The sequence below is a fragment of the Pseudomonas sp. R15(2017) genome (genome assembly GCF_002112685.1).
Lineage (GTDB): Bacteria > Pseudomonadota > Gammaproteobacteria > Pseudomonadales > Pseudomonadaceae > Aquipseudomonas > Aquipseudomonas glycinae.
This window is the reverse complement of record NZ_NEII01000011.1, coordinates 95,231-106,524: the sequence shown is the minus strand read 5'-3', so window position 1 is coordinate 106,524 and position 11,294 is coordinate 95,231. Positions and strand designations below refer to the sequence as shown.

Genomic DNA, 11,294 nt, shown 5'->3' with positions numbered 1-11,294 from the left:
AAACAGCCCTGTCGTCTTTAATTCAAGCAGGGAAAAGAAAAAGGTGGAGAGTCGATCTGTAAGCCGGGTTCTGTCTTGAACAGTCATTCGTCTACGATGGCCATCACTGGACATCTTTAGCAACCTACCCGGTCCCAGCGCGGGCCACGCCTTGGGACCCTATTTGGTCTTGCTCCAAGTGGGGTTTACCTAGCCACGAACTGTTGCCAGACGTGCGGTGCGCTCTTACCGCACCTTTTCACCCTTACCGGCGCCGAAGCGCTTAGGCGGTTATTTTCTGTGGCACTTTCCGTAGGCTCACGCCTCCCAGGCATTACCTGGCACTTCGCCCTATGGAGCCCGGACTTTCCTCCCCCCCCTAATTTTCATAGAGGGCAGCGACTGTCCGATCGACTCTCCGCCGCGCAGGTTAACGGCAGAGCGGCCGAAGAACAAGCGCTAATAGCCCGCAAACCGGTCTGCGCGACGGGTTACGCGTCTTTTTGCTGATCCAGCGCCACCTGATACAGCACGTTTTTGCGCTCACCGGTGATTTGCGCTGCCAAGGCCGCCGCGCGCTTGAGCGGCATCTCTTCCAGCAACAGATTGAGGATACGCATCGCCTCACTGCTGACGGCGTCTTCGGACTCCGGCGCGGTCCAGCCCGCCACCACCACAACACATTCGCCGCGTTGCTGGTTGCTGTCCGCCTCGACGAATGCCCGTAACTCGCTCAGCGGCAATCCCTTGAGTGTTTCAAAGGTCTTGGTGATTTCACGAGCGAGCAATGCAGGACGATCAGCGCCGAACACCGCCTCCATATCCTGCAGGCATTCAAGAATGCGATGCGGTGCCTCGTAGAAAATCAGCGTGCGCGGCTCTTCCTTGATGGCTTCAAGGCGCGCCTTGCGCCCCACCGCCTTCGCCGGCAGAAAACCTTCAAAGATGAAACGATCAGACGGCAGACCAGCAGCCGACAGCGCCGCGATCAACGCGCAGGCACCTGGCACCGGCACCACATTGATCCCGGCGGCACGCGCCTGACGCACCAAGTGATAACCCGGATCGGAAATCAGCGGCGTACCGGCATCGGAAATCAGTGCAACGTTATCACCCGCCAGCAGACGAGTTATGAAGCGACTGCCTTCATCTCGCTCGTTGTGTTCATGACAGGCCGCCAGCGGTGTGGAGATGCCGAAGTGCTGCATCAGGCGCTGCGAGTGGCGCGTATCTTCGGCGGCGATCAGCGCCACCTCGCGCAGGATCTTCAACGCCCGCGCGCTGATGTCATCCAGGTTGCCGATGGGCGTCGCCACCACATAAAGCGAGCCCGCAGCGGAATTCAAAGGACCTGGAGCAGTCAAAGCGCACACCTCATGATCGGTAAAAGCCGCCATTGTAGCGCGTAGTACGTCGAACGATGCGCTCGGGTCGGACACGGTTTGTCGCACCATTGTGAGGCTGCGCACTCTTTGTATCAGCTAAATTGACGGTTTCACGCCAGTAACATCGCGCCCCGGCCAGTGCTTGGGTACAATTCGACGCTAATTTGATCGAGTATCAGGAACACTTACATGATCGCTTGCCTGCGGCTGTTCACTGCCCTCTGCCTCGCTGCCTTGCTGGCGGCTTGCGCCAGCTCCCCTTCCTCCAGCCTTGGCGAACTTCCACGGACCCCGGATGCCACCATCGAGCAATTGCTCGAACAGGCTGCCCAGGCCAAATCGCCGGACAAGGCTGCGCTGTTGCGCCTGAGTGCGGCAGACATGGCGTACCGCCAGGGCAATGCCGGACAGTCCGCGCAAATCCTGCAGCAAGTGCCGATGGAACAACTCCAGCCGGGCCAGCAGGCATTCGCCAGCACGCTGTCTGCTGAACTGGCCATGACCCGCAATCAGCCGAAAGCCGCGCTGACTGCCTTGAGCCATCCAAGCCTGCAACGCCTGAGCGAACTGTCCGTACCGCTGCAAGTTCGCGCCGGCACGGTTCACGCCCGCGCCCTTGAAGCCGACGGCCAGACCCTGGCCGCAGCCCGCGAGCGCATCTTCATCGCGCCGATGCTGGAAGGTGAAGCTGCCAGCAAGAACCACGAAGCGATCTGGACCCTGATTGCGTCGCTGCCGGCCGATCAACTGCAAGCGAACACCACCGATGACCTCGGCGGCTGGATGAGCCTGGCCCTGGCGGTGAAAACCGCCGGCACCCTGGAACAGCAGCAAGCCGCCATCGACAACTGGCGCAACCAGCATCCAAAGCACCCAGCCGCGATCAACCTGCCGCTGCCCCTGACCAAACTCAAGGAACTGGCCAGCCAGCCCCTGAGCAAGATCGCCCTGCTGTTGCCACAGGACGGCCAGCTGGCCTCGGTCGGCAAGGCCCTGCGTGACGGCTTCATGGCCGCACACTATCAGGCTCAGCAAGCCGGCCAGAAACCACCGGCCATCGAGTTCTACGACAGCTCGAAACTGACCAATCTCGACGAGTTCTATCGCAAGGCCCAGGCCGATGGCGTGCAACTGGTCGTCGGCCCGCTGGAGAAGCCGCTGGTCAAACAGTTGAGCACTCGCCCGCAACTGCCGATCACCACCCTCGCTCTGAACTACAGTGAAGGCGATCAAGGCCCGGCGCAGTTGTTCCAGTTCGGTCTGGCGGCTGAAGACGAAGCCCGCGAAGTCTCCCGCCGCGCCCGCGCCGACGGCCTGCACCGCGCCGCCATCATGGTGCCGAAAGGCGAATGGGGCGACCGCGTCCTGCGCGCCTTCAGCCAGGACTGGCAAGCGAATGGCGGCAGCATCGTCGCCACCGAACGCGTTGACCAGCCAGTACAATTGGCCCAGCAAATCGCCGACATGTTCCAACTGCGTCAGAGCGAAGCCCGTGCCAAGAGTCTGCAGAACGCCGTCGGCACCAACGTTGCCGCTCAGCCTTCGCGTCGCCAGGACATCGAATTCATCTTCCTCGCCGCGACACCGCAACAGGCGCAGCAGATCAAGCCGACCCTGAACTTCCAGTACGCCGGTGACGTGCCGGTTTACGCGACCTCCCATGTATTCAGCGCCAGTGGTGACGTCAATCAGTACAACGACATGAACGGCGTGCGCTTCTGCGAAACCCCGTGGCTGCTGGAAACCAGTGATCCGCTGCGTCAGCAGGTCACCGCGCAATGGCCCCAAGCCGGCGGCAGCCTGGGTCGCCTGTACGCAATGGGTGTCGATGCCTACCGCCTGGCACCACGCCTGGACCAGCTCAAGGCACTGCCGGACAGCCGCATCGAAGGTCAGTCGGGCAGCCTGGGCATGACCCAGTCCCAGCGCGTGGTGCGTCAATTGCCATGGGCGCAGTTCGTCAGCGGTCAGATCCAGCGCCTGCCGGACACTCCTCGCTGATGCCCGACAGGTCACACCTGCAAAGCGGCAAGAATGCCGAGCGCCAGGCGCTCGAGCATCTGCAACACCAGGGTCTGCGCCTGCTGGCGCAGAACTGGTTATGCAAACGCGGTGAGCTTGATCTGGTCATGCTTGATGGCGATACAGTAGTATTCGTCGAAGTCCGCTACCGAAAGAACACTCAATGGGGTGGCGCACTCGACAGCATCGATGGGCGCAAACGGCAGAAACTGATTTTCGCCGCACAGTATTTTCTTCAGCGTGAATCACGTTGGGCCAATTCCCCCTGTCGCTTCGACGTGGTGGCTATCGACAGCCACCAGGGTCAGTTGAACTGGTTGCAGAATGCGTTCGACAGCTGACGCCTGCTCCACCCCGGACACTTTCACTCAACACTTTTGCTCTTTGCTTTGCGGGCTGCACATTCATGTGCCGGACAGCCGCGCTAATTAAGGTCACACAGATGGACATGCAATCCCGAATTCGCCAGCTTTTCCAGGCCAGCATCGACACCAAGCAACAGGCGATGGACGTACTTGCACCGCACATCGAGCAAGCCAGCCAGGTGATGGTCAACGCCCTGCTCAACGAGGGCAAAATGCTCTCGTGCGGTAACGGCGGCTCGGCCGGCGATGCCCAGCACTTCTCCTCGGAACTGCTCAACCGTTTCGAGCGCGAGCGCCCGAGCCTGCCTGCGATAGCGCTGACCACCGATAGCTCGACGATCACCTCGATCGCCAACGACTACAGCTATAACGAAGTGTTCTCCAAGCAGATTCGCGCACTCGGTCAGCCGGGTGACGTGTTGCTGGCCATTTCGACCAGCGGCAACTCGGCGAACATTATTCAGGCGATCCAGGCCGCACATGATCGCGAAATGATTGTCGTAGCATTGACCGGACGCGATGGCGGAGGCATGGCTTCACTGCTGCTGCCCGAAGATGTCGAGATTCGCGTACCGGCCAACGTCACCGCACGTATTCAGGAAGTCCACTTGCTGACGATCCATTGCCTTTGCGATCTGATCGACAGCCAACTGTTCGGGAGTGAAGAATGACCCCTCATCGCCTTGGCCTTCTGGCCTTGACCCTGTGCCTCGGCATCAGCGGCTGCACCTCCGTGGTGAATGCCAGCCGTGAAGCGCCGATCGAAGACGACCGCGGCACCCGCACTTTCGGCAGCAAGATCGATGACTCGCTGATCGAAACCAAAGTTGGCGTTAACGTGGCCAAGGCCGATCCGGCCCTGGACAACGACTCGCACATCGTCGTCACCAGCTTCAATGGCGTGGTGCTGCTGGCCGGCCAGACCCCGCGCGCAGACCTCAAGGAGAAGGCCGAACAGGCCGCCTCCAATGTTCAACGCGTGAAGAAGGTTCACAACGAACTGCAAGTGTTGCAGCCCTCCTCCCTGCTGGCCCGCCAGAACGATGCCTGGCTGACCACCAAGATCAAGACCCAGATGCTCACCGATGCCAGCATTCCCGGCTCGCGCATCAAGGTCGTGACCGAGAACGGCATCGTTTACCTGCTGGGCCTGCTGACCAAACAGGAAGCGGCCCAGGCGACCAACCTGGTTCAAGGCGTTTCCGGTGTGCAGAAAATTGTGAAGCTGTTCGAGTACATCGACTGACCGCAAAATGCAGGCACAAAAAAGGCGATCCAACCGGATCGCCTTTTTTATTACTTCACCACTTTCAGGCTTGGCCGACCGCTTGGGCGCGGTGGCTCACTGTCCGGTGGCGGAACGTCGTCGTCCTGCTCGAGCTCGTCCTCGTCATCCATCGGCGACTCGAGATCGAACACCATTCCCTGACCGTTTTCCCGGGCGTAGATGCCCAGGATTGCAGCAATCGGCACGTACAGACTGTGCGGGACGCCACCGAAGCGCCCTTCGAAGGTCACCACGTCGTTGTCCATGTGCAAGTGCCGCACGGCACTTGGCGAAATGTTCAGGACGATCTGCCCGTCACTGGCAAATCCCTGTGGCACCTGCACTGCCGGGTACTCGGAATTGACCAGCATGTGCGGGGTGCAATCGTTATCCACAATCCACTCGTAGAGCGCGCGGACCAGATAAGGTCGACTGGAGTTCATAGCGGCTCCTTAAGCCTTAGCGCATGTCGCGTTCGACACCAGACAGACTCGCCTGGAATGCCTCACGCGCAAACTGGCGCTCCATATAATCAAGCAGCGGCTTGGCGGGCCGCGGCAGTTCTATACCCAGAATCGGCAAACGCCAGAGTATTGGCAATAGGCAGCAATCCACCAGACTTTGTTCCTCACTGAGGAAAAACGGCTTGTCGGCAAACAGCGGCGACACGCCTGTCAGGCTTTCACGCAATTCCTTGCGCGCCACCGCACGCGCCGCTTCCTTGGTGCGCGAATCCAGAATCAGATCCACCAGACCACACCAGTCACGCTGAATGCGATGAATCAGCAGACGGCTGTTGGCACGCGCCACCGGGTACACAGGCATCAATGGCGGATGCGGGTAACGCTCATCCAAGTACTCCATCACCACGGTCGACTCCCACAACGCCAGGTCACGATCGACCAGCGTCGGCAGACTGCCGTAAGGGTTCACCTCAATCAGTTTAGGCGGCTGACGACCAGCCTCCACAAAAATGATTTCGGCGCTGACACCCTTCTCTGCAAGCACGATGCGCACTCGGTGGGAATAGTGGTCGGCGGGGTCGGAGTAACAGGCCAACCGATTGGTCACGCCCATGGCGATCCTCCTCGCTTGTTGAAATAGTCGGAGCCGGAAAAACGCGCGCGCCCAGAGGGCGCCTCCCGCAACCGCTGGCGAACCAGACGTTGCGTTTTCAGAGGCGCCCTTGGGCGCGCGCGATTAACAGCAATTGCTTGAAGCGTTATCAGTGCACGTCTTTCCAGTATTCACGCTTGAGCAGGTAGGCGAACACAAAGAAGAACGCCAGGTACAGCAAGACGTAAGTACCGATGCGCTGATGTTGCAGCTTAACCGGGTTAGCCGAGTAAGCCAGGAAGGTTACCAGATTCTTGACCTTCTCATCGAACTGCTCTTCGTTGAGAGTTCCGGTTTTCGGCACGATGGTCAACTGGTCGCACGCTTCATGAGTCAGAGGCGTACCGGTCAGCGGGTCATATTGCTTCTTGCCGTCCTCGACGATCTGTACCTGCTTGCAACCCACGACCTGACGACCTTGCAGGCCGACCAGCACGTTAGGCATGCCGACGTTCGGGAAGACCTTGTTGTTCACACCCCATGGGCGCGCTGGATCCTCGTAGAACGATCTGAGGTAACCGTAGAGCCAGTCGGTGCCGCGAACACGAGCCACCAGCGTCAGGTCCGGCGGCGCCGCACCAAACCAGGTCTTGGCGTCGGCCGGTTGCATGCCGATGTTCATGTGATCGCCGATCTTGGCACCAGTGAACACCAGCTTCTCCAGCATCATTTCGTGCGGAACGCCGAGGTCATCGGCAACACGCTCGTAACGCTGGAACTTGGCACTGTGACACCCCATGCAATAGTTGGCGAAAGTACGCGCACCATCCTGCAGGGCAGCCTTGTCGGAAACGTCGATGTCGACCTTTTCCAGTTCCGGACCACCGTGTTCAGCGGCGAAAGACAGCACTGGCAGAGCAGCAAAAATCAGAGCAAAAAATAACTTTTTCATCAGCCAGTCACCCTTTCCGGAACCGGTTTGGTCTTCTCGAGCCTGGTATAGAACGGCATCAGAATGAAGTAGGCGAAGTACAGGAAGGTGCAGACCTGCGACAGCAGCGTACGGCCTGGCGTCGGGGCCAGAACGCCCAGAATGCCGAGGATCACGAACGAAATGCAGAACACCACCAGCCAGATCTTGCTCAGCCAGCCTTTATAGCGCATCGATTTGACCGGGCTGCGATCAAGCCACGGCAGGACGAACAGCACCGCAATGGCCGCCCCCATGGCGATAACGCCCATGAGTTTGTCAGGGACCGCACGCAGGATTGCGTAGAACGGAGTGAAGTACCAGACCGGTGCAATGTGCTCTGGAGTCTTGAACGGGTTGGCCTGCTCGAAGTTAGGTTTTTCGAGGAAGTAACCGCCCATTTCCGGGAAGAAGAACACAATGAAGCAGAAGATGAACAGGAACACCACGACGCCGACGATATCTTTCACGGTGTAGTACGGGTGGAACGCAATGCCGTCCAGCGGGATACCGTTTTCGTCTTTGTGCTTCTTGATGTCCACGCCGTCCGGGTTGTTCGAACCGACTTCGTGCAGCGCCAGGATGTGCAGCACCACCAGACCGAGAATCACGATCGGCAACGCAACCACGTGCAGGGCGAAGAAGCGGTTCAGGGTGATCCCGGAAATCAGGTAGTCACCGCGGATCCACTGGGTCAGGTCGTTGCCGATGACCGGGATCGCGCCGAACAGCGAGATGATCACCTGGGCGCCCCAGTAGGACATCTGGCCCCATGGCAGCAGGTATCCCATGAAGGCTTCAGCCATCAGCGCCAGGTAGATCAGCATGCCGAAGACCCACACCAGCTCACGCGGTTTCTGGTACGAACCGTAGAGCAGGCCACGGAACATGTGCAGATAGACCACGATGAAGAACGCCGAAGCGCCGGTGGAGTGCAGCAGGCGCAGGATCGAACCGTACTCGACGTCGCGCATGATGTATTCGACGGAGGCGAACGCCTCTTCCGCCGACGGGGTGTAGCTCATGGTGAGCCAGACACCGGTAACGATCTGGTTGACCAGAACGAGCAGCGCCAGCGAACCGAAGAAGTAAAAGAAGTTGAAGTTTTTTGGCGCGTAATACTTGCTGAGATGGTCTTCCCACATCTTGGTGGCGGGGAAGCGTGCATCAACCCAATCCATGAACTTGCTCATCACGCTTTCTCCGTATCGACGCCAATGACAATCAGGTCATCGGTCTCATAGGAATGCGGGGGTACTGGCAGGTTCAAAGGCGCAGGTTGCGACTTGTAGACGCGGCCAGCCAGATCGTAGTGGGAACCGTGGCAAGGGCAGAAGTAACCGCCTACCCAGTCTTTGCCCAGATCCGCGGGTGCCACTTCGGGACGGAAGGTCGGTGAGCAACCCAGGTGAGTGCAGATCCCGATCAGCAGCAGGATTTCCGGCTTGATCGAACGCACTTCAGGGTCGACATAAGTGGGTTGCGTGGAGTTTTTGGAGGTCGGATCGGAGAGCTGGCCCTCGATCTTCTTGAGATTCCCCAGGATTTCCTCGGTACGGCGGACAATGAACACCGGCTGGCCGCGCCATTCAGCAATCATCTGCTGCCCTGGCTCGATTTTGCTGACATTCACTTTCACCGGTGCTCCGGCAGCCTTCGCCTTGGCACTGGGAAACCATGACCCCACGAACGGGACCGCAGCCCCCACCGCTCCTGCAGCACCCACCACGGATGTGGCTGCTACCAAGAAGCGACGCCGGCCTGCATTCACGCCGTCATTGCTCATTCAGTCCTCTCCCATCAGCTTTGTGGCCTGTTAAATCAGGCGTCTACTAAATTGAAACTATGTACTTATAAAAATTTTGCCGAATGGTAATGAAAACCCCCAATTCTGACAAGGTAATTACCCGGAGGGCTGGCCCTCAAGCCTTGTAGTATAGGGGGTCTACGAATGTGGCAAGTTGTCACAGCGCAATTATTCAAGAAATCGCACGCATAAAAAAACGCCCGGTTCCGCGAGGAATCGGGCGTTCTTTTTGAACGTGGAAGCGAAATTAACGCTTCGAGTACTGCGGACGCTTACGCGCTTTACGCAGACCAACTTTCTTACGTTCAACTTCACGGGCGTCGCGAGTAACGAAGCCAGCTTTGCGCAGAGCGCTACGCAGGGTTTCGTCGTAGTCCATCAGAGCGCGAGTGATGCCGTGGCGGATTGCGCCAGCCTGACCACTTACACCACCACCGATGACAGTGACGTAGATGTCGAACTTCTCGACAGTCTCAGTCAGTTCCAGCGGCTGACGAACTACCATGCGGGCAGTTTCGCGACCGAAGAACGTGTCCAGGGAGCGGTTGTTGATGGAGATGTTACCAGTACCCGGACGCAGGAAAACGCGTGCGGTTGCGGTCTTGCGACGGCCAGTGCCGTAATTTTGAGTCGCCGACATAATGAACTATTCCGTTAAATCTTCAGTTCTTGGGGCTGCTGAGCAGTATGAGGGTGTGCAGCGCCCGCATAGACTTTCAGCTTACGGTACATGTCGCGACCCAGTGGGTTTTTAGGCAGCATGCCTTTAACCGCGGTCTCGATCACGCGCTCAGGGGCCTTGGCGATCAGCTTTTCAAAGTTGATCGACTTGATACCGCCCGGGAAACCGGAGTGGGAGTAGTACATTTTGTCAGTGGTTTTAGCGCCGGTAACACGGATCTGCTCGGCGTTGATTACGACGATGTAGTCGCCGGTGTCAACGTGAGGAGTGTACTCAGGCTTGTGCTTGCCACGCAGACGGCTCGCGATTTCGGTGGCCAGACGACCCAGGGTCTGACCAGCAGCGTCGACGACAAACCAGTCGCGCTTTACTGTTTCCGGTTTAGCAGTAAAAGTTTTCATTCTTTATAGCCTCAGGGGCCGCCTGTAAATAAGACGGCGGATCTTACTGAATAGTGCGTACTTTGACAAGTCAAAGGCAGCCGGATACAGACGCTTTCGGGGGCTCGGGTCGGCGCGTCCGTTCAACGGCAAGATTCTTCGGCGGCGGGGCATCACTTCCACTGCAGAAAGAGGTCGGCAATTATGCAGATTGCGAAAAAAATTTCAACCTGCTTTTATGCTTGTTTTGCCCAAGGAGCACCCGATGGACTATCGCCAGCTAGGCCGTACCGACCTGAACGTGAGTGCAATCTGCCTCGGCACCATGACCTGGGGCGAGCAAAACACTGAAGCTGAAGCCTTCGCCCAGATCGAACGGGCAAAAGAGGCCGGGATCAATTTCCTCGACACTGCCGAAATGTACCCGGTGCCGCCAAAAGCCGACACCTACGCCACCACCGAGCGCTACATCGGCAATTACTTCAAGAGCCGTGGCGACCGCGCCGACTGGATTCTCGCCAGCAAGATCGCCGGCCCCGGCAACACCATCGACTACATCCGCGACAAGAACCTGCGCCACAACCGCCAGCACATCACCGAGGCCGTGGACGCCAGCCTCAAACGCCTGCAGACCGACTACATCGATCTGTATCAATTGCATTGGCCGGAGCGCAGCACCAACTTTTTCGGACAGCTGGGCTACAAGCACCAGACCGAAGCCAACCTGACGCCGCTCGAAGACACCCTTGAGGCGCTCGATGAGCAAGTGAAGGCCGGCAAGATCCGCCACATCGGTCTTTCCAACGAAACGCCGTGGGGCACCATGCGTTTTCTCGCCCTGGCCGAAGCCCGTGGCTGGCCGCGCGCCGTATCAATCCAGAACCCGTACAACCTGCTCAACCGCAGTTTCGAGATCGGCCTGGCGGAAATCGCCATCCGTGAACAATGCGGCCTGCTCGCCTATTCGCCGCTGGCGTTCGGTTTCCTGTCGGGCAAGTACGAAGGTGGGGCGCGCCCGCCAAAAGGCCGCCTGAGCCTCTACAGCCGCTTCAGCCGCTATTTCAACCCGCAATCGGAAGCGGCCTGCAGCCGTTATGTGGCACTGGCCCGTGAACATGGCCTGGATCCGGCGCAAATGGCCCTGGCCTTTGTGAACCAGCAACCTTTTGTCACCAGCAACATCATCGGGGCGACGACACTGGAGCAACTGGACAGCAATATCGCCAGTTACGAGCTGAAACTGTCGAAGGAAGTGCTGGAAGGGATCGAAGCGATTCACAAGGATCATCCGAACCCGGCGCCGTAATCCACGCCGGTGATCGCTCCCACGCTCTGTGGACTGCCCCCCCCAAAGCGGACGCAGAGCGTCCATGTCGGCATT

General features: G+C 58.8%; 13 protein-coding genes and 1 other RNA gene. 5 read left to right on the top strand and 9 right to left on the bottom strand.

Going from position 1 to position 11,294, the window contains the following annotated elements:
* Positions 1-43: 43 nt before the first annotated feature.
* An RNA gene (gene rnpB, locus CAF77_RS21985) (RNase P RNA component class A) lies at positions 44-397 on the bottom strand.
* A gap of 73 nt (positions 398-470) precedes the next feature.
* Positions 471-1,376, bottom strand: coding sequence for a 16S rRNA (cytidine(1402)-2'-O)-methyltransferase (gene rsmI / locus CAF77_RS21980; RefSeq protein ID WP_074690999.1), 906 nt, complete (start codon positions 1,374-1,376; stop codon positions 471-473).
* Between the two features lie 177 nt (positions 1,377-1,553).
* Between rsmI and CAF77_RS21975 the strand changes: the two genes are divergently transcribed.
* The 4 genes from CAF77_RS21975 to CAF77_RS21960 all read left to right on the top strand — a co-directional run bounded on the left by CAF77_RS21975 (position 1,554) and on the right by CAF77_RS21960 (position 4,997).
* Entirely contained in the window at positions 1,554-3,365 is a 1,812-nt protein-coding gene (locus CAF77_RS21975) for a penicillin-binding protein activator (protein WP_064383964.1), read from the top strand.
* Complete coding sequence (locus tag CAF77_RS21970) at positions 3,365-3,727, top strand: YraN family protein (protein WP_064383965.1); 363 nt, start codon at positions 3,365-3,367, stop codon at positions 3,725-3,727. The genes CAF77_RS21975 and CAF77_RS21970 overlap by 1 nt, the downstream gene beginning before the upstream one ends.
* 101 nt (positions 3,728-3,828) lie before the next feature.
* On the top strand, positions 3,829-4,422 hold the full coding sequence (locus CAF77_RS21965; RefSeq protein ID WP_064383966.1) for a phosphoheptose isomerase: 594 nt from the start codon (positions 3,829-3,831) through the stop codon (positions 4,420-4,422).
* Entirely contained in the window at positions 4,419-4,997 is a 579-nt protein-coding gene (locus CAF77_RS21960) for a BON domain-containing protein (protein WP_064383967.1), read from the top strand. The genes CAF77_RS21965 and CAF77_RS21960 overlap by 4 nt, the downstream gene beginning before the upstream one ends.
* A gap of 50 nt (positions 4,998-5,047) precedes the next feature.
* Here CAF77_RS21960 and CAF77_RS21955 read toward each other — a convergent pair whose 3' ends face one another.
* From CAF77_RS21955 to rplM, 7 genes are all read right to left on the bottom strand, one after another.
* A complete protein-coding gene (locus CAF77_RS21955; RefSeq protein WP_064383968.1) occupies positions 5,048-5,461 on the bottom strand; it encodes a ClpXP protease specificity-enhancing factor in 414 nt (137 codons plus the stop codon).
* Positions 5,462-5,477: 16 nt separating this feature from the next.
* On the bottom strand, positions 5,478-6,095 hold the full coding sequence (locus tag CAF77_RS21950; protein WP_011335872.1) for a glutathione S-transferase N-terminal domain-containing protein: 618 nt from the start codon (positions 6,093-6,095) through the stop codon (positions 5,478-5,480).
* Positions 6,096-6,243: 148 nt separating this feature from the next.
* Complete coding sequence (locus tag CAF77_RS21945) at positions 6,244-7,026, bottom strand: cytochrome c1 (protein ID WP_064383969.1); 783 nt, start codon at positions 7,024-7,026, stop codon at positions 6,244-6,246.
* Positions 7,026-8,237 (bottom strand): cytochrome bc complex cytochrome b subunit, encoded by a 1,212-nt coding sequence (locus tag CAF77_RS21940; protein ID WP_064383970.1) that lies wholly within the window; start codon positions 8,235-8,237, stop codon positions 7,026-7,028. The genes CAF77_RS21945 and CAF77_RS21940 overlap by 1 nt, the downstream gene beginning before the upstream one ends.
* Entirely contained in the window at positions 8,237-8,830 is a 594-nt protein-coding gene (gene petA, locus CAF77_RS21935) for a ubiquinol-cytochrome c reductase iron-sulfur subunit (RefSeq protein WP_007917031.1), read from the bottom strand. Before petA ends, CAF77_RS21940 begins: the two co-directional genes overlap by 1 nt.
* A gap of 268 nt (positions 8,831-9,098) precedes the next feature.
* Positions 9,099-9,491, bottom strand: coding sequence for a 30S ribosomal protein S9 (gene rpsI / locus CAF77_RS21930; RefSeq protein WP_007956794.1), 393 nt, complete (start codon positions 9,489-9,491; stop codon positions 9,099-9,101).
* Between the two features lie 14 nt (positions 9,492-9,505).
* On the bottom strand, positions 9,506-9,934 hold the full coding sequence (gene rplM / locus CAF77_RS21925) for a 50S ribosomal protein L13 (protein WP_003228062.1): 429 nt from the start codon (positions 9,932-9,934) through the stop codon (positions 9,506-9,508).
* Positions 9,935-10,178: 244 nt separating this feature from the next.
* Here rplM and CAF77_RS21920 point away from each other — a divergent pair, with 244 nt between their 5' ends.
* The gene (locus tag CAF77_RS21920; protein ID WP_085655282.1) at positions 10,179-11,219 is read left to right on the top strand and encodes an NADP(H)-dependent aldo-keto reductase; all 1,041 of its coding nucleotides are present in this window, start codon (positions 10,179-10,181) and stop codon (positions 11,217-11,219) included.
* Positions 11,220-11,294 lie beyond the last annotated feature (75 nt).